General features: G+C 48.5%; 21 protein-coding genes, 7 tRNA genes and 1 pseudogene. 23 read left to right on the plus strand and 6 right to left on the minus strand.

Translation table 11 applies throughout. The features are described 5' to 3' along the window. Positions 1-153: 153 nt before the first annotated feature. The 15 genes from MOZ60_RS09440 (at position 154) to MOZ60_RS09510 (ending at position 9,325) form a co-directional block, all read left to right on the plus strand. A tRNA-Val gene (locus MOZ60_RS09440) sits at positions 154-229 on the plus strand. A 6-nt stretch (positions 230-235) separates the two neighbouring features. Then, positions 236-308, plus strand: a tRNA-Thr gene (locus MOZ60_RS09445). Between the two features lie 4 nt (positions 309-312). Continuing rightward, positions 313-394 (plus strand) — tRNA-Tyr (locus MOZ60_RS09450). A 53-nt stretch (positions 395-447) separates the two neighbouring features. Further along, positions 448-519, plus strand: a tRNA-Gln gene (locus MOZ60_RS09455). A gap of 20 nt (positions 520-539) precedes the next feature. Next, a tRNA-Lys gene (locus tag MOZ60_RS09460) sits at positions 540-612 on the plus strand. 13 nt (positions 613-625) lie between these two features. Further along, positions 626-696 (plus strand) — tRNA-Gly (locus MOZ60_RS09465). A 165-nt stretch (positions 697-861) separates the two neighbouring features. Then, a complete protein-coding gene (locus MOZ60_RS09470) occupies positions 862-1,281 on the plus strand; it encodes a hypothetical protein (protein ID WP_370596477.1) in 420 nt (139 codons plus the stop codon). An 8-nt stretch (positions 1,282-1,289) separates the two neighbouring features. Continuing rightward, complete coding sequence (gene alr, locus MOZ60_RS09475) at positions 1,290-2,396, plus strand: alanine racemase (RefSeq protein ID WP_370596478.1); 1,107 nt, start codon at positions 1,290-1,292, stop codon at positions 2,394-2,396. A 28-nt stretch (positions 2,397-2,424) separates the two neighbouring features. After that, entirely contained in the window at positions 2,425-2,895 is a 471-nt protein-coding gene (locus MOZ60_RS09480) for a GNAT family N-acetyltransferase (protein ID WP_108774320.1), read from the plus strand. Further along, positions 2,888-3,343: a hypothetical protein gene (locus MOZ60_RS09485; protein WP_370596479.1), complete on the plus strand. Its 456-nt coding sequence runs from the start codon at positions 2,888-2,890 to the stop codon at positions 3,341-3,343. The genes MOZ60_RS09480 and MOZ60_RS09485 overlap by 8 nt, the downstream gene beginning before the upstream one ends. Beyond that, the gene (gene mnmL / locus MOZ60_RS09490; protein WP_370596480.1) at positions 3,343-4,281 is read left to right on the plus strand and encodes a tRNA modification radical SAM protein MnmL/YtqA; all 939 of its coding nucleotides are present in this window, start codon (positions 3,343-3,345) and stop codon (positions 4,279-4,281) included. The genes MOZ60_RS09485 and mnmL overlap by 1 nt, the downstream gene beginning before the upstream one ends. Further along, positions 4,274-5,152: an alpha/beta hydrolase fold domain-containing protein gene (locus tag MOZ60_RS09495; RefSeq protein WP_370596481.1), complete on the plus strand. Its 879-nt coding sequence runs from the start codon at positions 4,274-4,276 to the stop codon at positions 5,150-5,152. Before mnmL ends, MOZ60_RS09495 begins: the two co-directional genes overlap by 8 nt. 29 nt (positions 5,153-5,181) lie before the next feature. After that, positions 5,182-6,318 carry an aldo/keto reductase gene (locus tag MOZ60_RS09500; RefSeq protein WP_245309335.1) on the plus strand — a complete coding sequence of 379 codons (1,137 nt, stop codon included), beginning with the start codon at positions 5,182-5,184 and terminating at the stop codon, positions 6,316-6,318. A 44-nt stretch (positions 6,319-6,362) separates the two neighbouring features. Next, positions 6,363-7,538 (plus strand): nickel pincer cofactor biosynthesis protein LarC, encoded by a 1,176-nt coding sequence (larC, locus tag MOZ60_RS09505; protein ID WP_370596482.1) that lies wholly within the window; start codon positions 6,363-6,365, stop codon positions 7,536-7,538. A gap of 89 nt (positions 7,539-7,627) precedes the next feature. Then, a complete protein-coding gene (locus MOZ60_RS09510; protein WP_370596483.1) occupies positions 7,628-9,325 on the plus strand; it encodes a Na/Pi cotransporter family protein in 1,698 nt (565 codons plus the stop codon). 62 nt (positions 9,326-9,387) lie between these two features. On the opposite strand, the gene yfcE is transcribed toward MOZ60_RS09510, so the two are convergent. Beyond that, on the minus strand, positions 9,388-9,939 hold the full coding sequence (gene yfcE, locus MOZ60_RS09515) for a phosphodiesterase (protein ID WP_277634468.1): 552 nt from the start codon (positions 9,937-9,939) through the stop codon (positions 9,388-9,390). Between the two features lie 91 nt (positions 9,940-10,030). Between yfcE and coaBC the strand changes: the two genes are divergently transcribed. Genes coaBC through MOZ60_RS09530 form a run of 3 tightly spaced genes read left to right on the plus strand, consistent with a single transcriptional unit; the run spans position 10,031 to position 12,913 of the window. Next, positions 10,031-11,236 carry a bifunctional phosphopantothenoylcysteine decarboxylase/phosphopantothenate--cysteine ligase CoaBC gene (gene coaBC / locus MOZ60_RS09520; protein ID WP_370596484.1) on the plus strand — a complete coding sequence of 402 codons (1,206 nt, stop codon included), beginning with the start codon at positions 10,031-10,033 and terminating at the stop codon, positions 11,234-11,236. Beyond that, the gene (locus MOZ60_RS09525) at positions 11,220-11,999 is read left to right on the plus strand and encodes a type III pantothenate kinase (protein WP_108774309.1); all 780 of its coding nucleotides are present in this window, start codon (positions 11,220-11,222) and stop codon (positions 11,997-11,999) included. Before coaBC ends, MOZ60_RS09525 begins: the two co-directional genes overlap by 17 nt. Continuing rightward, positions 11,996-12,913, plus strand: coding sequence for a dipeptidase (locus MOZ60_RS09530; protein ID WP_370596485.1), 918 nt, complete (start codon positions 11,996-11,998; stop codon positions 12,911-12,913). Before MOZ60_RS09525 ends, MOZ60_RS09530 begins: the two co-directional genes overlap by 4 nt. 65 nt (positions 12,914-12,978) lie before the next feature. On the opposite strand, the gene MOZ60_RS09535 is transcribed toward MOZ60_RS09530, so the two are convergent. Then, complete coding sequence (locus MOZ60_RS09535; protein ID WP_370596486.1) at positions 12,979-13,887, minus strand: nucleotidyltransferase family protein; 909 nt, start codon at positions 13,885-13,887, stop codon at positions 12,979-12,981. A 104-nt stretch (positions 13,888-13,991) separates the two neighbouring features. Between MOZ60_RS09535 and MOZ60_RS09540 the strand changes: the two genes are divergently transcribed. The 3 genes and pseudogenes from MOZ60_RS09540 to MOZ60_RS09550 all read left to right on the plus strand — a co-directional run bounded on the left by MOZ60_RS09540 (position 13,992) and on the right by MOZ60_RS09550 (position 15,091). After that, on the plus strand, positions 13,992-14,555 hold the full coding sequence (locus tag MOZ60_RS09540) for a Maf family protein (protein WP_370596487.1): 564 nt from the start codon (positions 13,992-13,994) through the stop codon (positions 14,553-14,555). A gap of 32 nt (positions 14,556-14,587) precedes the next feature. Beyond that, a pseudogene (locus MOZ60_RS09545) lies at positions 14,588-14,905 on the plus strand (class I SAM-dependent methyltransferase); the annotation flags it as partial. A 115-nt stretch (positions 14,906-15,020) separates the two neighbouring features. Beyond that, positions 15,021-15,091, plus strand: a tRNA-Thr gene (locus MOZ60_RS09550). A gap of 97 nt (positions 15,092-15,188) precedes the next feature. On the opposite strand, the gene MOZ60_RS09555 is transcribed toward MOZ60_RS09550, so the two are convergent. The 3 genes from MOZ60_RS09555 to MOZ60_RS09565 are packed head-to-tail and all read right to left on the minus strand — an operon-like array spanning position 15,189 to position 16,671. Next, positions 15,189-15,584 (minus strand): flavodoxin family protein, encoded by a 396-nt coding sequence (locus MOZ60_RS09555; protein WP_370596488.1) that lies wholly within the window; start codon positions 15,582-15,584, stop codon positions 15,189-15,191. Between the two features lie 17 nt (positions 15,585-15,601). Then, positions 15,602-16,090, minus strand: coding sequence for a MarR family winged helix-turn-helix transcriptional regulator (locus MOZ60_RS09560; RefSeq protein WP_370596489.1), 489 nt, complete (start codon positions 16,088-16,090; stop codon positions 15,602-15,604). Positions 16,091-16,125: 35 nt separating this feature from the next. After that, positions 16,126-16,671 carry a glutathione peroxidase gene (locus MOZ60_RS09565; protein ID WP_370596490.1) on the minus strand — a complete coding sequence of 182 codons (546 nt, stop codon included), beginning with the start codon at positions 16,669-16,671 and terminating at the stop codon, positions 16,126-16,128. A gap of 320 nt (positions 16,672-16,991) precedes the next feature. On the opposite strand from MOZ60_RS09565, the gene MOZ60_RS09570 reads away from it, so the two are divergent. Continuing rightward, on the plus strand, positions 16,992-17,423 hold the full coding sequence (locus MOZ60_RS09570) for a PTS sugar transporter subunit IIB (RefSeq protein ID WP_370596491.1): 432 nt from the start codon (positions 16,992-16,994) through the stop codon (positions 17,421-17,423). Here the strand turns inward: MOZ60_RS09570 and MOZ60_RS09575 are convergent. Further along, positions 17,404-18,954 (minus strand): NAD(P)/FAD-dependent oxidoreductase, encoded by a 1,551-nt coding sequence (locus MOZ60_RS09575; protein ID WP_370596492.1) that lies wholly within the window; start codon positions 18,952-18,954, stop codon positions 17,404-17,406. The genes MOZ60_RS09570 and MOZ60_RS09575 overlap by 20 nt on opposite strands. Before the next feature lie 137 nt (positions 18,955-19,091). Here MOZ60_RS09575 and MOZ60_RS09580 point away from each other — a divergent pair, with 137 nt between their 5' ends. Beyond that, positions 19,092-20,390 (plus strand): fused HPr family phosphocarrier protein/2-hydroxyacid dehydrogenase, encoded by a 1,299-nt coding sequence (locus tag MOZ60_RS09580; protein ID WP_108774300.1) that lies wholly within the window; start codon positions 19,092-19,094, stop codon positions 20,388-20,390. Positions 20,391-20,905: the final 515 nt, after the last annotated feature.

Below are 20,905 nucleotides of genomic sequence, written 5' to 3' on the forward strand. Positions count from 1 at the left end.
AAGAAGAAGGCGGAATCGCTGCAGGGGTATGTGACGTTCTTTTCAGAATCACAGAAGATTGTTCTGCCCTGAGAGGGGGCATGCTGGAAAAAAGTGTGTTGACGCAGGAATACAGCTGTGGTATATTAATCCAGCACCTTGATAAAAGGTAATGGAGGTTTAGCTCAGCTGGGAGAGCATCTGCCTTACAAGCAGAGGGTCAGCGGTTCGAGCCCGTTAACCTCCACCATTGTTTGCCGACATAGCTCAATTGGCAGAGCAACTGATTTGTAATCAGTAGGTTGTAGGTTCGATTCCTATTGTCGGCACTCTGGAGACGTAGCGAAGTGGCTAAACGCGGCAGACTGTAAATCTGCTCCCTCTGGGTTCGGTGGTTCGAAACCACCCGTCTCCACGTTTTGATTCTGACACACTGTTATGTGTGATATATAGATATATAGGGCAGATTGGGGCATAGCCAAGCGGTAAGGCAAGGGACTTTGACTCCCTCATTCGTGAGTTCGAACCTCGCTGCCCCAGCCTTGTTTTATTCCACTGCTGTCTCGGTAGCTCAGGTGGTAGAGCAACTGACTTTTAATCAGTGGGTCGAGGGTTCGATTCCCTTCCGAGACACCTCTGATTGTATGCGAGTGTAGTTCAATGGTAGAACGGCAGCCTTCCAAGCTGCATACGTGAGTTCGATTCTCATCACTCGCTTAGATAGATCCGCTCAGGCGGATTTTTTGTTTTGGGCGGCATACACATCAGAGAAATCGTTTTGATGCCTGTCAGGACTTTTTTGCGTTCCTGCCAGGGCTCCGCATTTCCGGATTAGTAAATCAGAGTGGTCCGTAATATAATGAACAGGAATATGAGGTGTTTATGATTATTTACAACGGCGGAAATCTTGACCGAAACAGCCGGTTTATCCTCTGCATTTTCCTGGGCCTTGCGGCAAGTATCGGCCTTGGCATTGTGTATGGGGCCGTGCAGAGTGTCATCCACATTGAGATTGAGTATGTATATATCTTTCTTGGCTATCTGATTGGTGAAATGTTACAGAAACTTGGCCATGGCGTGACCATGAAGTATTCTGTGCTTGGGGCAGTCCTTGCCATCATCTGTATTGTGACAGGTGACTTTGTGTCAGTATTTGGCAATCAGGTATGGGCAGCTCTTGGCAGTGTATCAGCCTGGAGAATGCTGGTCATGCTGCGTTTTGGCTCGTTATGGGCGATTCTGGGGCTTGTATTTCGTGTGTTGACTGTTGTGACCGCATATCGGACATCGAGAATATTTTAGGAGGCTGTATGTATCGGAGAACATGGATGGAGATCAATCTGGATCAGATTGCAGAAAATGTCAGAAAAATAGGGGATATCTGTCATAAGAAGGTCATTGCTGTTCTGAAGGCTGATGCCTATGGCTGTGGTGATATTCAGGTATGCCGGGCATGTGAGGAAGCCGGTGCACAGATGGTTGCCGTATCTTCACTGGATGAGGCAATGATTCTGCGCAATGAGGGCTATACTGGCAAGCTGCTGATTCTTGGCATGTCGGATCCGGATGATGTGGAAGATCTGAAGAAGGCAGATGCGGCAACAGCAGCGTATTCTTCTGCCTGGGTGGATGAGGTTTTGAAACATGATGCCCGTGGATTAAAAGTGCATCTGGCAGTGGATACCGGTATGAACCGGATCGGTTTCAAGGACCTTGATGAAATGAGAGCGGCGCTGCAGAAGATGCTGGATGCCGGTGTGATTGTGGAAGGCATCTTTACACACTTTTACTGTTCGGATATTCCGGATCATGTCATTACAGACCGCCAGTTTGCGGCATTTGATGAAGCGGTCAAAGCAATGCATTATCCATTTGAATGGATTCATTGCGACAATTCAGATGCGACGCTGTTCCATCAAGATCCTTTGAGCAATGCCTGCCGGGTCGGCATCACGCTGTATGGCATATCGCCATACCGGAATGACTTTGCCCATCCGATCTCTCTGTATTCTGCTGTCTATATGTGCAAGCATGTACCAGCCGGAGAGACCATTGGCTATGGGGCAACCTATACAACAACAGGTGATGAGATCATCGGTACAGCACCGATCGGCTATGCGGATGGACTGATCCGTGCCAACCAGGGCAGAAAGGTCTATGTGGATGGCCAGTATGGTACGATTGTCGGCAGAGTATGCATGGATCAGGTGATGATCCGGCTGGATCATGAAGTCCCGATGGGCACTAAGGTTGAGATCTTCGGCCCGCATATTTCTCTGGAAGAAATGGCTGCAGACCTGCATACCATTCCTTATGAAGTGATCTGTCTGATTTCCGGCCGGGTAACCCGCCGCTATATCTGGCATGGCCAGCTGATGCAGGAACAGAATGACCGTCTGATTCGTTCAGAGGCCTGAAATAGAAGTGAGAGGAGGTACGGCAGAGATGGTAATTTCTTACAGACAGGCACAGAAGGAAGATGTTGACGAGATCTGCCGGCTTTCTGATGATGTGATCCGCCGCTATGAGGATTTCAGCCGGATCAACCGGGAGAAGGCACTGGGATGGACGCATCTGTCCATTGCCGAAAACATTGATGCCTTCAGTGTCATCCTGGCTGATGGCCACAAAGCCGGTTATCTGTTTATTACACCGGTTAATGGTGTCTATGAGATCCGGGATCTGCTCGTCTTTCCGCAGTGGCAGAACAAGGGAATCGGCACGGCTGTGATCAACCAGTGTGTCAAGGATACCGGCGGCAATGTGCGCGTATATGTGTTTACCGGCGATCTGCAGACATATTCCCTGTTTGAAAGCTGCGGCTTTCATCCGGTGCAGGTATTTCATCGCACCAGGTATTTAATGGCATATGGTGAACAAAACAATGTAATGGCGGAGGACACCTTTGATGAATGAAGAATATGAACTGAAGGAAGTAGAAGAAGCACTGAGTGCTGCCAACAATGCCCTGGATCATCTGTACCGGGCAAAGGAAATTCTTAGCAGTGCTTCTACCATGGGTATTCTGGATATCCTTGGCGGCGGCATGTTCATCACGTTCCTGAAACAGCGCAAAATGAGTGAGGCAAGAGAGCAGATGGAAGCAGCGCAGCGTGCCCTGGAAATGTTCAACCGGGAACTGGATGATGTGCGGAACATGAATCTGCATCTGCATCTGGATGATTTTACGGCATTTGCGGACTACTTCTTTGACAATGGCTTCACCGACCTTTTTGTTCAGGGTAAGATTTCCGATGCCCGCGGTCAGGTTAACCATGCAATTCAGGAAGTCAGCCGCCTGCAGAAAGAACTGCAGGACAGAGAAGAAGAACTGGTCTATGCCATGGACCATCCTGCACATTGATGGAACGCTGGCATGACCTTGGCACATACTGCCAGGAAACGTTTGGACATAAGCTCTTCAGAGTACCGCTGGACGGCGGCTTTTCCTGTCCTAACCGGGATGGCACACTGAACACCGGCGGCTGTATCTTCTGCGATGAAGGCGGTTCCGGTGATTTTGCCATTCACTATGATGGCAGTTTACTTAAAGAGGACGATCTTTCCTATAATCATCAAAATGCCGGTGCCGGAAATTACATTGGCTATTTTCAGGCCTATACTAGTACGTATGGGCCTGTTGACAAACTGCAGAAACTGTTTGAAGGTGCACTTTCAGATCCGCTGTTTGCCGGGATTTCGATTGGGACACGGCCGGACTGCCTTGGTGATGATGTGTGCGCACTTCTTGGGCATCTGAAGCACAAGTATCCCGATAAGTTTATCTGGATCGAACTTGGCCTGCAGACGATGCATGATGATACGGCTGCCTTCATCCACCGGGGCTATTCCTTACCTGTATTTGATGAGGCGGTCAAAAACATGCATGCATTGCATATTCCGGTGATTGTGCATCTGATCCTTGGCCTGCTCCATGAAAATGAAGACATGGTTCTGCAGACCATCGCACACATGAATGAAATGCACGTGGATGGCGTCAAACTGCAGCTGCTGCAGTATCTCAGGAACACTGCCCTTGGCATGATGTATGAGGATGATGTGCCGGGCTTATGGCATCTTGGTGAAGCGGACTATGTGCATCTTGTCTGTCAGTGTCTGGGGCATCTGGATCCTTCGATCGTGATTCACCGGCTGACAGGCGACCCGGTGCATGAGATGCTGATAGGACCTGTATGGGCACTGGACAAGCGTCATGTGCTCAATGCGATCCGCCATGAAATGAAGCAGGAACAGCTCGTACAGGGCTGTCTGATATCAAAAGGAGGCAATGATGATGAGTGATATCGCAGAAACAATTCGTGAACAGTTCGGAAAGGGAGATGCCATCCGGGATGCCGGCAATACAACGCCGGCGGATGTAGAACGTCATGACAATATTCTTTATGGCAGCGATCCCAAGTGGCAGATTCTGGATGTGTACCGGCCGAAGAATCATGCCGGTAAGCTGCCGGTGATCATCAGCTATCATGGCGGCGGCTGGGTATATGGCACCAAGGAAGTCTACCAGTGGTACTGCATGTCTCTTGCCCAGCGCGGCTTTGCCGTAATCAACTACACATACCGTCTTGCCCCGGAATTCAAATACCCGGCACCATTGGAAGACTGTGCTCTGGTGATCAAATGGATGCAGGCACACAGTGAAGAATTCGGCTTTGATCTGGATCATGTCTTTGGCGTTGGTGATTCGGCCGGCGGCAATGGCCTGGGGCTGTTTGCCTGCATTCTGAGCAATCCTGACTATGCACGCTTCTATCCGTTTGCACCAAAGGACTTTCATTTCACAGCCATTGCTTTAAACTGCGGTGCCTACGGAATGGATGAAAATGATCCAAACAGTCTGGATATGCAGATCATGAAGATATTTCTGCCGGAATGCAGCCATGAACTGCTGGAACGCATGAATGTGCATCATTGGATCACGGCTGCCTATCCGCCGGTATTTCTGATGACGGCAGATGGTGACTTCCTGAAGAAGCAGGCTGGTGAGCTGGCCAATACGCTGCTGGAGGAGAATGTGCCGTTTGCATTCCATTTTTACAAAGGCAAAAACGAACCGCTGCCGCATGTATTCCACTGCAATGTGAAAACAGCAGATGCTGCCAGATGCAACGATGATGAATGCACGTTCTTCAAAAGCTTTCTGAAGAATTGATGCCTGTATTAAAATAGTGGCAGGAGGATATGGAAATGAAGGATTTCTTTGGATTGAATATGCCCCGTCTTGGCTTTGGCCTGATGCGTCTGCCGCGTCTTGCGGATGGCAAGACCATTGACATTGCCCAGTGTGAGCAGATGACCGATGCCTTTCTGGCAGCTGGCATGAAGTATTTCGATACGGCGTATGTCTACGAAGGTTCTGAGGAAGCAGCCCGGAAGTTCCTGGTGGAAAGACATCCGCGTGACAGCTTCTATCTGACTTCCAAGCTGAATGCGGGCAGCTGGGCTGCTAAGAATGCAGAAGAGGCAAAGGCAGAGCTGGCCACGTCGCTGGAAAGAACCGGTGCCGGCTATTTTGACTTCTACCTTCTGCATGCTTTAAGCAAGGGCAACATCGATAATTATGAGAAGTATGGTATCTGGGACTTTGTCAAAGAGGCGAAGGAAAAGGGATTGATCCGTCATATCGGTTTCTCCTTCCATGATATGCCGGATGTGCTGGAGGATGTTTTGAACAAGCATCCTGAGGTAGAGTTTGTCCAGCTGCAGATCAACTATGGTGACTGGAACAACCCCAGTGTATGTTCACGTGAAAACTACGAAGTATGCGTGAAGCACAATAAGCCGGTGGTGGTCATGGAGCCGATCAAGGGCGGCACGCTGGCCAATCCTCCTCAGGCTGTCAAAGATGTCTTTACATCAGTGGATCCGGATATGTCCGTGGCCAGCTGGGCAGTGCGCTATGCGGCCAGCCTGGACCAGGTCATGGTAGTTCTTTCCGGCATGAGCACGCTTGGCCAGATGGAAGACAATCTGTCCTACATGAAGGATTTCAAGCCGCTGAATGAGGAGGAACAGGCTGCTGTTGCCAAGGTGCAGCAGATTCTGTCTTCGATTGAGCAGATTCCGTGCACAGGCTGCCACTATTGCACGGGTGGATGTCCGCAGCACATTCAGATTCCGGATATCTTCAGTGCCATGAATCTGAACCTGATCTATGGACAGAAGGATACGGCAGAAAAGAGCTATGAGCGTGCGGTGGCAGGAGAACATGGCAAAGCAAGTGACTGCATTCACTGTCTGCAGTGTGAAGATGCCTGCCCGCAGCACATTCACATCACTTCCTGGCTGGAAAGAGCGGCCCAGGATCTGGAACATTAACGAAAGGAACTGGCGGCATAAAGCCGCCTTTTATGTAAGAGATTATGAAGATACTGTATCTGGACTGTCATATGGGCGCATCCGGCGATCTGCTCAATAGTGCGTTAAGTGAACTTGTCGATCAGCGCAAATACCTGGAAATCATGAATCACTGCGGTTTAGAAGGCATTCATTTCCAGGCGTCCGTGAAAGAAAATGGCGGTGTATCCGGCAGCCATATAGAAGTGCTGATAGACGGTCACACCGAAGAAGAGCCGCAGTCACATCATCACCATCATGAACATCACACTATGGCTGAAATCATGGATACGATTGATTCCCTGCAGCTGTCAGAACATGTCCGCCAAAAGACAAAGGCAGTCTATCAGCTGCTGGCTGAGGCTGAAAGCAAGGCTCACCGCATGCCGGTATCTGAGATTCACCTGCATGAAGTGGGAATGAAGGATGCCATTGCGGATATTGCCGGATGCTGTGTACTGATGGAGATGATTGCGCCGGACCGTGTGTACACGGGATCTTTGCGTACAGGCAGCGGGACGGTGCACTGTGCGCATGGCATTCTGCCAGTGCCGGCACCGGCAGTGGCTGCACTGCTGGAAGGCATGCCGTTTGAAAAGGGAGATGTTGATGGCGAACTGTTAACGCCGACTGGGGCTGCACTGCTGAAGCACTTTACAGACAGCTATGACAACCCGCCCCGCATGATCCTGGACAAACAGGGTGTTGGGGTTGGGTCACGTACCTATCAGGAACCGGATGTGCTGCGGGCATATCTTGGTGAGATAAATGATGACGGGGATGTTGTGGAGCTGGCGGCATCCATGGATGATATGACGGGTGAAGAAATCGGCTTTGCTGCAAACAAGCTGATGGCGGCAGGTGCACTGGATGTGTACACCACACCGATCTATATGAAGAAAAACCGGCCCGGGACATTGTTTACATGCATGTGCCTGAAACGTGATGAACAAAGGATGATTGCACTGATGTTCAAACATCTTTCTACACTGGGAATCCGTTCTTATGCTTCCAAGCGTTATGTCATGAAGCGCACCATGAATGAATGGCAGACCCCATATGGGATGGTACATGAGAAAACGGCGGCCGGTTATGGTACGAAACGTGCAAAGCTAGAATATGAAGATCTGGCCAGGATTGCGGATGAGGCAGATATCAGTCTGTATGATGCACGCAAACTTGTGCAAGCCAGCAAGAAATAAGTAAAAAGCGTGAAAAAAATCAGAAAAATAATGCATACGACATCCATGTTTTGCTATGCTTAATACAGTACAAGGGATGGAGGTTATCCATGGGTTTGTCTGATATGCGCTGGGATGTCATTCTGGGCGGCTTCGGCCTGTTCATGTTTGGCATTAACTTCATGGGCGATGCGCTCAAGGAGTTTGCCGGCGATAAACTGCGGGAATATATTGACCGCTATACTTCGAATCCGTTCAGCGCTTTTCTGATTGGTATTGTGATTACGGTTGTCATGCAGTCATCCTCTGCATCCACTGCCATTACCATTGGCATGGTCAGAGCCGGATTGATGACACTGGAACAGGCAGCAGGCATCATCATGGGAGCCAACATCGGCACAACCATCACCTCCTTCCTGATCTCTTTGGATATTGGCAAATATATCCTGTATGTCATCTTTGCAGGTGCCATGCTTTCATGTTTCTCTTCACGGCGTAAAGTCAAGTGTCTTGGCAATATTCTGATGGGGTTTGGCATGGTCTTCTATGGCCTGGATTCCATGGGTGAAGCACTCAGTGTCATCAAGGACATTCCTGCCTTCACGAATGTTGCATTGAAGCTGAGCGAGAATCCGCTGCTGTCACTGCTTGCCGGTACAATCATGACTGGTGCCGTGCAGGCATCGGCAGCTACGATCGGTGTTGTGCAGAAGATGTATCAGGCAGGTGCCCTGAGCTTTCAGGCTGTGCTGCCGTTTGTCTTTGGTGCTAACATCGGCACCACGGTGACTGGCATCCTGGCAAGTGCCGGCGGCAGTACCGCGGCCAAGCGGACAGCCGGTCTGCATACATTGTTTAATATCGTTGGCTCTGTCATGGGCATGATCCTGCTCAAACCGCTGAGTGCTGTCATTCTTGATGTTTCCGCATCCCTTGGCATGAACAAGATGATGCAGGTAGCTCTTGCCCATATCATGTTCAATGCGCTGGCTACTTTGATCTTCTTCCCGCTGCTGAAACAGATGTGTGCTCTGGTACGCAAGATCATTCCGGGCGAAGAACCGAAACGCCTGCAGGTGGATGTGGATCATCTGGATCCTTCTCTTGCCAGACGGCTGCCGGCAGCTGCGTTAACTGCTGCCGAGGAAGCAATTCATTCCATGTCTGATGCCGTTGTGGAGAATGTGCACAATACACGTGATTATCTCAATGGCAAGGGCGGCGAAGAGGAACTGCAGATGATTGATCAGGGCGAATCCGTGGTCAATGACTATGACAAGAAGATTACAGCGTATCTTCTGGAAATCAGTATGGCAGGCGATCTGTCTCCTTCGGATACATTGGAGCAGCGCACCGATTTGGACAATGTCAAGAACCTGGAGCGTATAGGTGATATTGCCATGAACCTGAAGGAATTCTTCCAGATGATTCATGAAGACCAGAAGGGCTTGTCGCCAAGTGCGGTCTATGAAATCAACCGCATGTACAACCAGTTTGATGAGATGTTCGCCAAGCTGCTGGAGATCGCTAAGAATCACAGTCAGGCTTCGTATAATGAGCTGTTGAAACTGGAAGATGAGATGGACCTGCTGGAATACAATGCCAGAGAATCTCACTTTGAACGTATGGCAAAGAAAATCTGCACAGCACCAGTGGCTTCTTCGGTATACTGTGACATTCTGTCAAACTTGGAAAGAATGGGCGACCACTGCTGCAACATTGCCCGCAGTATGATGAAGATGACTGCGGATCATATTGGTGATGACAAGCATCTCAATCCGCGTCTGGATGACAATAAGCAGAGATAACGTAAAAAAGATGGCAGAACCTGTGCTGTGCAGGAACCTGCCATCTTTTCGTTTTGTGTATTTCAGAACTCTGCCTGCATATACGGCTGATGGTTCAGTGTGTATACCGTAAAGCCATCTTCATTCAGAATGCCATAGCTGCGGGGGTGGTTCTGTTTGGGTAGGGATATAGATCCCGGGTTTAACAGCCAGATGCCGTCTTTCTGGCCTGCGGCAGGAATATGTGTATGGCCAGAGAGAAAGAGATCACCTTCTTCTAATACTGGCAGATGATCCGGTCCATAGATGTGGCCATGGCTCATAAAGAGCTTATGGCCATTGAATGGCATGGCACAATAGTCGCTCATGCACGGAAAATCCAGCACCATTTGGTCAACTTCTGCTTCACAATTGCCGCGGACCGCAATGATCTTTTCTTTGAAACGATTCATGATCGGGATGACCTTCTTTGGCGCATAGTCTGATGGCAGGTCATTGCGCGGGCCGTGATAGAGAATATCGCCAAGGCAGAGAATCATTGATGCCTGGTGATACGCATATGCCTCTGCCATCGCTTCTGCCCCTGAGAGGGCACCGTGAATATCTGAAACAACAAGCCAGTTCTGTTTGTTCATACTGTTTCCTTTCCCTGGCGGTACATGCCGCCTCGTTTGTAAATCGTACCATGCGAACATATAATTGTGAGGTACCAACGGGAGAAATATTATGGAGAAAAAGTGTGTCATCGTCGGTGTTACCGGCGGTATTGCTGCATATAAAGCCTGTGCACTGGTGTCCATGTTAAAGAAGGCAGGCCATGATGTTCATGTTCTGATGACAAAAAGCGCCCAGGAATTTGTTACGCCGCTGACCTTTCAGACATTGTCAGCCAACCGGGTCATCACGGATATGTTTTCGGTGGATTATGAGCCGGATGTACATCATGTTTCACTGGCTAAAAAGGCAGATGCCTTTGTGGTGGCACCGGCAACCGCAGATTTCATTGCCAAAGCAGCCAATGGTATTGCGGATGATATGCTAACAACAACCTTTCTGGCGGCATACTGCCCCAAACTTGTAGTACCGGCAATGAATACGCACATGCTGGCAAATCCTGCCACCCAGGATAATCTGCGCAGACTGAAAAAGTATGGCATTCATATCATGGAAAGTGATGCCGGCTATCTTGCGTGCGGTGATGTGGGCAAGGGCAGGATGCCTGAGCCTGCAGAGATTGCGGATGCACTTTCCGCACTGCTGTACCCGGATAAGTTTCTGGCAGGAAAGCAGGTATTGATTACCGCCGGAGGCACCCAGGAAGCCATTGATCCGGTTCGCTGCATTACTAATCATTCCACCGGCAGAATGGGCTATGCCCTGGCAAGGGCAGCCCGCAATGCCGGTGCAGCCGTGACACTTGTCTCAGGCAAGACAGATCTTCCTGCTCCCTATGGTGTTCATATGGTCCCGGTTGTTTCGGCAAAGGATATGGCTGATGCCGTGCTGTCTGCCAGTGATGGCATGGACGCGATCATCATGGCAGCGGCTGTGGCAGACTATACGCCTGTAAAAACTGCAGATGAGAAGATCAAGAAAGAAGAGGGCGGTTTACAGATTGATCTTTGCCGGACAACGGATATTCTCAAGGAACTTGGCAGGCGTAAACATGAGGGTCAGGTGCTGATCGGCTTTGCCATGGAGACCGAGAATCTGTATGCCAATGCACAGAAGAAACTGGTAGAGAAGAACGCTGACTTTATTGCCGCCAATTCACTGCGTGACAAGGGTGCCGGCTTTGGCGTGGATACCAACAAAGTGACGATCCTTTCCAAAGATCATCAGGAACAGCTTGGCTTGTTAAGCAAGGATGATACGGCTGAGGAAATCCTGAAATACTGCCTGAAGGGAGAAAGACATGTTACTGGCTGTTGATGTTGGCAATACAAACATCTCCATGGGCATCATGGAGGATGAAAAGATCCGTGCTTCCTTCCGTCTGATTACCAGAACAGAAAGAACAAGTGATGAACTTGGCGTGATTGTCTATGATCTGCTGGAACGGGCAGGCATTGGTACAGAAGATATTGAGGCAGTTGTGATTTCATCTGTTGTACCGAAACTGATGTATACGCTGACTTCGTGTATGAAGAAATACATTGGCAAAACACCGATTGTGATTACACCGCAGATGGATTGCGGCATTGTGCTGAAAGCAGACAATCCCAAGGCAGTTGGGGCGGACCGGATCGTAGACTGTGCCTATGCGTATCATACGTTTCAAAGATCCTGCATCGTAGTTGATTTTGGCACAGCGACAACCTTTGACTATGTTTCTTCTGCCGGTGAATTCCGCTATACAGTTATTGCCCCGGGCCTTGGCATTTCTGCAAACGCATTGACATCCCAGACGGCAAAGCTGCCGGAAATTGAGATCAAGAAGCCTGCTTCTGTGCTTGGCTCCAATACGATCACAGGCATGCAGGCAGGTGTCGTCTATGGCTATATTGGTGCTGTGGAATACATTCTGAAACGGATGAAGGAAGAACTGCATGATCCGGACTGCTATGTTGTGGCAACCGGCGGTCTTGGCCGTGTGATTGCCAGTGAGACAGATGAGATTGATGCCTATGATCCGGATATTGCCTATAAGGGCATCCGTATCATTTATGAGTTGAACAGGAGGAAAGTGTCATGAGAATCTTTGATCTGCATGCGGACTTAGCGATTGCCATCCGTCAGTATCCCAATGAGACAGCCGTGCTGAAAAACCACTGGGACAAGCGCCTTGAAAAAGGTGAAATCATGTACAGTGCTGCGGCATCCTTCTTTGCCGGCAGGGAATCCTGGCAGGATATGATGGATACAGTGACAATGGTGAGAAATGATATCATCGCTTCTGGCCACAAGCCGATGCTCAGCATGGATGATCTGGATCCGGATTCTGATCATGTCAGTTATCTGATGACAGTGGAAGGCATGTGCGGTATTCATGATCATCCCGAAGAGAAGATTGACTGGCTGTATGAGCAGGGCAACCGGATTGGTTCTCTGGAATGGAATGATGAAAATGATCTGGCAACCGGCAACAGCGGGCATGCCGGCAGAGGACTGACGGATCTTGGCAGAAGAGCCATTGCCCGCATGAATGAGAGACATATGGTCGTAGATGTCTCCCATGCCAATGAAAAGACATTCTGGGATATCCTGGATGCCAGTACACGGCCTGTTATTGCGACTCACTCCAATGCCAAGGCACTGTGCTATGTACCGCGCAATCTGACAGATCAGCAGATTGTGGCATTGTGTGACAAGGGCGGCCTGATTGGCTTAAATGCATGTGAAGAATTCATTGCCCAGAAACAGGCAGACCGCAGTGCCCGCACGCTGGCAAAGCATGCCAGATTCATGGCTGATCTTGTCGGTGTCTCCCATGTGGCAGTCGGCTTTGATTTAGGCGGTTATTACAACAAGGCAGAAGGCCATGATCTCTATGATCCTGAACAGGCCCAGAATTTCATTGATGGGTTAAAAGCAGAAGGATTCAGTGAGGAAGAGATTGCGGATATTGCCTGGCGCAATGTCTATCATTTCCTGCAGGATAATCTGTAAGCAGCTGTGGCTGCTTTTTCTTTTGGCCAAAAAGAAAACCAGGTTTCCCTGGTCTTTCATCATTCTTATTCCCAGAGTACATCCGGATAAATGCCGGCATCTTTCATGGCCTGGATCTTGGCAACAACACCAGGCTTATCCTGCTGGTAGGTGACACCAAACCACTTGTCAGAAGATGACAGCATCTTGACAGTGACCTTGCCTTCATCAATCAGCTGACCGATGGCAGTCGGAATCACATGCTCGCACTTCATCGGATCTTTCTTGACTGCTTCATGAATGAAGGTATCAAAGATCCTCTCACAGTCATCAAACACAGCTGGTGTAAAGCCCCAGAAATTCATGGAGACAAGCGTATCATCCGGCAGTTGCTTCCACTGATCGCCATCCTTGTATACGGCATGACCGTCTTTGCGGGCAATTTCCTTCACCTCAACAATGTGGCTCAGATTGCCGTTTTCATCCGTGCGGCAGACACCTCTTGTGACTGTACCATTATCTGTCAGTGTGTTCACACACGGATAGCCGACCATGGCATAGTGATTGTCTGCAACTTCATCACACAGATATCTGTACATGACTTTGTAGGCATCCTTGCCATAGAAGTCATCTGCATTGATGATTGCAAACGGCTCATTGACAATGCCCTTGCATGCCAGCAATGCATGGGTTGTGCCCCATGGCTTGACACGTCCTTCCGGCACCTGTACGTCGGAAGGAATGTTGTTCATATCCTGATAGGCAAATTCAACATCCATATGCGGGGCAATCTTGTCCGTCAGTGCCTTGCGGAAAGCAGCTTCATGCTCTCTCTTGATGATCAGCACGACTTTGCCAAAGCCCGCTTCCTTTGCATCATAAATTGAGAATTCAATGATTGGCTCACCATGACTGCCAACGCCGTCAATCTGCTTCATACCCCCGTAACGGCTTCCCATTCCTGCCGCCAGAATGACAAGTGTAGGTTTCTTCATATGATTTCAAATCCTCCTGAATTGCACCTTTATTGTAACATGGGTGCAATTGCCCTGGTCATGAATTTCCATAAACCATGTATAATGACAGACAGAGGAAGAATATGAAAGAACTTGTGCTTGCCAGCCGCTCACCGCGGCGCAAAGAAATCCTGTCATTGTGCGGTGCTTCGTTTATCTGCGATCCGGCCGATGTGGATGAAACCATTGACTGCAGTAAACCACTGGCAGATGAGATTGAGCGGCTGTCTGTGAAAAAGGGAGAAACCGTGCTGAAAAGGCATCCGGATTCAGTGGTCATCGGCAGTGATACGATGGTTGTGATTGACAACAAACCGCTGGGCAAACCACACACTAATGAAGCTGCATTTGCCATGCTGAAAAGTCTGCAGGGCCGCACGCATCATGTGCTGACTGGATTGTGCATTGTATCTCAAGAGGAATGTTACCGGACCGCCGTCTCAACTGCCGTACATTTTCTGCCCATGAATGATGATGAGATTCACGCATACATCGCAACCGGGGAATGCAGTGACAAGGCGGGTGCCTATGCCATTCAGGGCTATGGCGGCAGATATATCGAAGGCATCGAAGGAGACTACTATGCCGTCATGGGACTGCCGCTGCATCTTGTTTACGCTGAGCTGAAGAGAAGACAGATCATATAAGCAGAAAATGCAGCAAGGAGAACATATGCTGCATGGCCATCATGGATATTGCGGATATCAGACCTCTGCTTTCGGCAGTACATGATCTTCTGGCAGATCATGGTATTTTCGTCTTTGCCACCCAGCATCCATGCTTTGCAACAAGAGATGATAAATATATAACCGCACACAGCTATGAAGGTGAGGCCATTACGGGGCAGCCTTTTAAGCAGCTGTATTTCCATCGTTCTCTGCAGGATATTTTCAATGTCTGCTTCGATACAGGATTTGTGATCGATGGCCTTGCAGAAACAGCCTGGAAAAACAGTGAGATACCGGAAGCGATCATTGTCAGAGCCAGAAAGAAATAAGACAGGTGAGCAGGCGCATGGAATTCCGCTGTACTGGGCCACACGAGTTTCTTGGCGTGGATTGGTGTTTGCATGTTGATTTTACATGCAGGTTTGGGTAGAATAGCAGAGTAATGCCGCTTTAGTATAGTGGTAATACGCATCCATGGTAAGGATGAACGGGCAGTTCAATTCTGCCAAGCGGCATATCAGGAAGATGATCCTTGTGATTGTCTTCTTTTTTTATATGAAAAAGACATCCGTTCCTGATGAAGCGGATGTCTTCGGAAAATGTCTGTATAGATTACTTTGCCATTTTCAGAGCAAAATCTGCAGCCTCTTTCAACTGTGCGTCATTGGCTTTATTTTTGACATAGAAGGTTCCCTGCTCTGCCGGAATGCCTTTTTTCTGCAGCTCTCTGCGGATCAGATCAATGCTGTGCCGGGAGATCCAGGACGTGGAGAAGATCACTGCTTTGCCAACTTTGGCTGGATCCAGATTGCGGATAAATGTTTTTAAGTGCTTATCAAGCCCGTAGGCATACAAGGCACCGCCGATAAACAGTACATCTGTTTTGTCCTTTAGCTGTGCATCACTGCTGTCAACAGAAATTGCCTTGACCTGCAGGGCATCGGCAATTGCCTCTGCCACAATCTTTGTATTTCCTGATCTGGAATAATATCTGACCGCTGTGTTCATTTCATTACCTTCTTCTTTTACTTTGTATGATCACAATCAACTGGCACCCCGGCATTCAGAATCTTGTAGAGAATGCGGTACAGCTCGTTGGCTTCTTTGGTGGAAATCGGAGTGCATTTTCCAACCTGCAGCGGTACATGCACCAGCTTTTGTTTCATGTCTCTGCCTTCTTTTGTCAGATGAACGGTTACTTTACGTTCATCTTCTTGATCGCGTTTCCGGGTGATATAGCCCTGTTTCTCCATTTTCTTTAACAATGGCGTCAAAGTGCCATTGTCCAGATGAAGTCTTTCACCAATCTCACCAATGGTCAGCCCGTCTTTTTCCCACAGCACCATGAATGTGATGTACTGGGTATAGGTCAGATCCAGTGGCTTCAGATATGGTGTATAAGCACTTACCACTTTCCTGGCAGCAGCGTAAAGGGGAAAGCAAAGCTGCCTGTCTAGCCGCAGCAATTCATCTGGATTCAGATCTTCCCATTTTTCCTTTTCAATCTCATGCATCACATTCACCTTGCTGTATTTTTCGTGCTGTCAGCTTACAGCAGTTCTTCCACTGCCTGCCTGACATCCTTCATCTTTTCGGTTGGCTCAAAGCGGCGTACAACATTGCCATTGCGGTCAACCAGGAACTTTGTAAAGTTCCACTTGATCTCAGAATTGTGCTGATAATCCGGATCGATCTTCTTCAGCATGACGCTCATCATCACGGCCTTTGGACCTTTGCCAAAGCCATGGAATGTCTGCTGGCTCTTGAAAAACTTATACAGATCCAGCGCATTTTTGCCATTGACATCGCTCTTCTTCATCTGATCAAACTTTGTGTTGTATTTCAGTGTGCAGAACTCATGCACTTCTTCATCAGTACCCGGTGTCTGGCCGGCAAACTGATTGCAGGGAATATCCAGAATCTCAAGTCCTTTGTCATGATCTGCCTCATAGAGCTCTTCCAGATCCTTATATTGCGGTGTAAAGCCGCATCCGGTAGCAGTATTGACAACCAGAACAACCTTTCCTTCAAACTTCTTCATTGAAACTTCATTGCCATTACGATCGTTTACAGAATAATCATAAAATGTGCTCATCTTTTTCCTTTCTGCTGCACAAGCAGCGGCCGGCTGGCCATGTGCCTATAAACATTTGATACAAATGTATTTTATCAAATATAAATACACGATCAAGAAATCTGCTCGGACGGCAAACAGCATAAAAAGGATGATGGCATCGATGGCTGTACCTGCGGGCAGAAGATTACTGGGATGATATATGTATCCTGTCGGTATGCGTATGAGGATCCATGACAAACAGGAATGGAATCCATGGGGTTCTGTTTGATTCAGATGCTTCACTTCAGAATTTATCTGGCATTCTTTTCAAATCATTTTTCGAGGTGCATAATTGTTATATGTTAAAAATTGCGATTTGCTGTGGCGGCGGCTTTTCTTCCAGTGCACTTGCCGCCCATCTGGAAAAAGAAGTCAGTCATCTGCACTTGGAGGATCAGGTTCAGTTTATTTTTATTCCGATTGTTCATCTGTTGGAACGGATGAATGAAGTGGATATTGCGATGGTCTGCCCGCATTGTGAGTGGAAGGTAAGACAGGACGCAAAGAAGTATACGATTCCGGTGGCGGTTATTCCGCCGCGCTTATATGGGTTGATGCCGGTGCGTGATTTTGTGGAGGATGCACAGGATCTGATGGAGCTGTGGAAGAATGGCACGCCCAATGTGGTGACGTTCGCGGATGAGCCGCGTCCTCTTGCCGTCAAAAGAACCGTCTCACACCGCAGATGGCTGCAGCATGAAACGGCTGATTTCAAAGCATTAGGGAAGTGATGATGTTTTCGGCCTGACGAATGCCGTCAACGGCACTGGAAACAATGCCGCCGGCATATCCTGCGCCTTCTCCGCATGGATAGAGTCCTTTGCAGGAAAGAGAGGTGCCATCCTCATTGCGCAGAATACGGATGGGTGAGGAAGATCTGGATTCCATGCCGACCATGATACCCTGGCTGATAAAGCCGGGTATTTTTTTATCAAAATGGATAAAGCCCTCTTCCAGCGCATCATTGACAGGCTTTGGAAACTGACGGTGCAGATCTTCCAGGATGATACCGCGCGGGAAGGAGGAAGGAATGACAAGGTCTGAGGAGACTTTGTGTTCCAGATAGTCTTTGATATTGGAGGCGCCTGCCTGATAGCTGGGATGGAAGGCAGTTTCTTCCAGTTGCTTCTGGAAGGCGAAGCCATCCATCGGGGAACCATGGTCAAAGTCTTTACTTGGAATCTGGACAAGAATGGCACTGTTGGCATTGGCACCATCTCGTTTGGAATAGCTCATGCCATTGACTGCCAGTGTGTTTTCCATGGTGGAGGCAGGAATGACGACACCGCCCGGGCACATGCAGAAGGAATAGACGCCTCTGCCATTATTTGCGTGATACGTCAAAGAATATGAGGCGGGAGACAGCGCTGGATGATTGGCATATCGGCCATACTGATTCTGATTAATCAATTGCTGAGGATGCTCGACTCTGACTCCGGCTGCGAAGTCTTTTGGCACCATTGTAATGCCCTGGTCAAAGAGTGTGTGATAGGTATCGGCGGCACTGTGGCCGGCAGCCAGGATGACATAGGGAGAAAGAAATGTGCCATGGTTTGTTTCAATGCCTGTGACCTGTCCATTTTCAACTTTCAGACTCTGCATGCATGTTTCAAAGCGGACTTCACCGCCAAGCGCGATGATCTTTCTGCGAATATTGACGACCACTGTTCTCAATACATCTGTGCCTAAATGCGGTCTGTGCTGCCAGGCAATGGCAGGATCTCCGCCGGCTTCCACCAGTTCAGCAAGCACTTTCTGTACCCGGATATTCTTCATGCGGGTTGTCAGCTTGCCATCTGAGAATGTACCGGCACCGCCTTCTCCATACTGGACATTGGAAGATACATTCAGGATGCCTTTGGTAAAGAAGTCATTCACATCCTTTGCCCTTTGTTCAGCCGGCTTGCCGCGTTCAATGATGATCGGCCTTAGACCTGTTTCTGCCAGCAGCAGGCCGGCAAACATACCGGCAGGACCAAAGCCAACAACAATCGGCCGTATATCAGACGCAACAGGAGCAGGGTTCTGATAGATTTCCGGCTTTCCTTCACTGACATCTTTCTGCTTCAGATACCGGTGTTCATTTCGTACTGTGGCAAGGACAGTGTAGCTTTCATGCATTTCATCTCTGCGTGCATCCAGTGATTCTTTTTCAATCTGAAAGGATTGGATATCTTCCTCTGTACAGTGCAGTTTCTTTGCAATTTGTGTTTTGGTAAGTGACTGTCCAATCGGGCAGTATACCTGGTGGATTCGCAGCATATGTATTCTCCTGAGCCAGAATTATAGCGCATCTTTTGTGCCAGAGATGAGAAATTCGCATTATCATATTAGTGGAAATTCATAACGGGGTTCACTATCATGAAAATGGTGAAAATAAGAGGAGGAAGAATAATTTCATGGAACGTTTTGATTATCAGGTAACAAACACGCTTGGTATTCATGCCCGTCCTGCCGCAATGGTTGCCCAGGCCTGCACAGATTTCAAATCTACAGTGACAATTGAATGCAATGGGGCAAGTGCTTCCGGACGTGATGTCCTGCAGATTCTTGCCCTGCATGCGGCAAAAGGCAGCGTGCTGCATTTCAGCATTGAGGGCGAGGATGAAAAGCCTGCTTCTGAAAAGATTCAGGCAGTTCTGAACGAGCTGAGCCCGAAGGACAAGCCGGTATCGGTTCTCAAGGTTGCTTTCTTTGGCACCAAGGATTATGACCGTCTGTTCTTTACAGAGCTTTCCCGTGATAAGGGTGAAGGTACCTATAATGTTGATATTCACTACTTCAATTCCCGTCTGACACGTGAAAGTGTGCATCTGGCAGAGGGCTATGATGCCGTATGCATCTTCGTCAATGATGAGGCTGACCGTGATGTTGTGGAACAGCTGGGCAGCTATGGCGTCAAGCTGATTCTGCTGCGCTGCGCCGGTTTCAACAATGTTGATCTCAAGACTGCCAGGGAACAGGGCATTACCGTTCTGCGTGTGCCGGCATATTCTCCATATGCCGTTGCGGAGCATGCCATGACCATCATCCAGGCTGCCAACCGCAGAGTCGTCAAAGCTTACAACCGTGTCAAGGATAATAACTTCACGCTGAATGGCCTGCTTGGCGTTGATCTGCATAACAAGGTTGCCGGTATCATGGGAACTGGCCGTATCGGTCAGATCATGGCCCAGATCTGCAAGGGCTATGGCATGACAGTGCTTGGCTGGGATGCGTATCCGAATGCCAAGCTGGAAGAGTCCGGCTTACTGCATTATGTAACCAAGGAAGAACTGCTGGAAAAGTCAGATCTGATTTCTCTGCATGCACCGCTGATCATGGGTGAGGGCGGCACGTATCATCTGATTGATGATGAAGCAATCTCTCGCATGAAGGATGGCGTTATGCTTGTCAATACAAGCCGCGGCGGCCTGATTGATGTGGACGCATTGATCAGAGGCCTTCGTGCCAACAAGTTCCATGCCGTTGCTTTGGATGTCTATGAAGGTGAAGATGACAATGTCTATGTCGACCACTCCGATGATATGATGCAGAATTCCATTGTGGCAAGACTGACGACTTTCCCAAACCTCATTCTGACATCTCACCAGGCCTTCTTCACACGTGAAGCACTGCAGGCAATTGCGGCTGTTACGATGGAGAATGCCAGAAACTTCAACGAAGGTCTGCCATATGGCAATGCCGAAGTGAAGTAAGCAACTGTATTTAAATATAAATTTGAGGCATAGTGCAAACGGTGCTTCTAAAAATCAAAGCAGATCAGAGGACTTTCCCTGATCTGCTTTATTCGTTCTCAAAAGGAAATAGTTACTTTTGAAATGCAGAAAAATAGCTGATGGATATTTGAAGGTTAGTATTATCCTATACGAGATAAAACATTAGGGGCTGTAACAGTTGAATAAGCTGTTACAGCTCATTTTTTTGCGCTTGCACATATTTTCGCTGTATATCTATCAGTGCAAACCAAAAGCCGATTTATTCATGTGAAAAATATGCAAAATATCCATGTTTTATCATTGATATATTATATGCGTGCATGTATAATATGAGTATGAAAAATGCTGATCTCGTTTTTGCAGGACACGATCAGCGCTCTTATTATAACGCTGTTCAGCTGGCCCTGCCACTTAGCACAATGATTCGTGTACCTCATTCTGATATGCTGTTCTCTTTTCTGGATGCGGTGAAGGGAGTTAATTTCAGTCGCTTT

The sequence above is a fragment of the Grylomicrobium aquisgranense genome, from assembly GCF_033971865.1.
GTDB classification, from domain to species: domain Bacteria; phylum Bacillota_I; class Bacilli_A; order Erysipelotrichales; family Erysipelotrichaceae; genus Bulleidia; species Bulleidia massiliensis.

Bases quoted from the DNA above. Each gene is read 5' to 3' on its own strand.
- alr (WP_370596478.1), top strand. From the start codon at position 1,290: ATGTATCGGAGAACATGGATGGAGATCAATCTGGATCAGATTGCAGAA.
- MOZ60_RS09580 (WP_108774300.1), top strand. From the start codon at position 19,092: ATGGAACGTTTTGATTATCAGGTAACAAACACGCTTGGTATTCATGCC.
- mnmL (WP_370596480.1), top strand. From the start codon at position 3,343: ATGGAACGCTGGCATGACCTTGGCACATACTGCCAGGAAACGTTTGGA.
- MOZ60_RS09530 (WP_370596485.1), top strand. From the start codon at position 11,996: ATGAGAATCTTTGATCTGCATGCGGACTTAGCGATTGCCATCCGTCAG.
- MOZ60_RS09570 (WP_370596491.1), top strand. From the start codon at position 16,992: ATGTTAAAAATTGCGATTTGCTGTGGCGGCGGCTTTTCTTCCAGTGCA.
- larC (WP_370596482.1), top strand. From the start codon at position 6,363: ATGAAGATACTGTATCTGGACTGTCATATGGGCGCATCCGGCGATCTG.
- MOZ60_RS09525 (WP_108774309.1), top strand. From the start codon at position 11,220: ATGTTACTGGCTGTTGATGTTGGCAATACAAACATCTCCATGGGCATC.
- MOZ60_RS09470 (WP_370596477.1), top strand. From the start codon at position 862: ATGATTATTTACAACGGCGGAAATCTTGACCGAAACAGCCGGTTTATC.
- MOZ60_RS09535 (WP_370596486.1), bottom strand. From the start codon at position 13,887: ATGAAGAAACCTACACTTGTCATTCTGGCGGCAGGAATGGGAAGCCGT.
- MOZ60_RS09565 (WP_370596490.1), bottom strand. From the start codon at position 16,671: ATGAGCACATTTTATGATTATTCTGTAAACGATCGTAATGGCAATGAA.
- MOZ60_RS09555 (WP_370596488.1), bottom strand. From the start codon at position 15,584: ATGAACACAGCGGTCAGATATTATTCCAGATCAGGAAATACAAAGATT.
- MOZ60_RS09540 (WP_370596487.1), top strand. From the start codon at position 13,992: ATGAAAGAACTTGTGCTTGCCAGCCGCTCACCGCGGCGCAAAGAAATC.
- MOZ60_RS09575 (WP_370596492.1), bottom strand. From the start codon at position 18,954: ATGCTGCGAATCCACCAGGTATACTGCCCGATTGGACAGTCACTTACC.
- yfcE (WP_277634468.1), bottom strand. From the start codon at position 9,939: ATGAACAAACAGAACTGGCTTGTTGTTTCAGATATTCACGGTGCCCTC.
- coaBC (WP_370596484.1), top strand. From the start codon at position 10,031: ATGGAGAAAAAGTGTGTCATCGTCGGTGTTACCGGCGGTATTGCTGCA.
- MOZ60_RS09510 (WP_370596483.1), top strand. From the start codon at position 7,628: ATGGGTTTGTCTGATATGCGCTGGGATGTCATTCTGGGCGGCTTCGGC.
- MOZ60_RS09495 (WP_370596481.1), top strand. From the start codon at position 4,274: ATGAGTGATATCGCAGAAACAATTCGTGAACAGTTCGGAAAGGGAGAT.
- MOZ60_RS09560 (WP_370596489.1), bottom strand. From the start codon at position 16,090: ATGCATGAGATTGAAAAGGAAAAATGGGAAGATCTGAATCCAGATGAA.
- MOZ60_RS09480 (WP_108774320.1), top strand. From the start codon at position 2,425: ATGGTAATTTCTTACAGACAGGCACAGAAGGAAGATGTTGACGAGATC.
- MOZ60_RS09500 (WP_245309335.1), top strand. From the start codon at position 5,182: ATGGAAATGAAGGATTTCTTTGGATTGAATATGCCCCGTCTTGGCTTT.
- MOZ60_RS09485 (WP_370596479.1), top strand. From the start codon at position 2,888: ATGAATGAAGAATATGAACTGAAGGAAGTAGAAGAAGCACTGAGTGCT.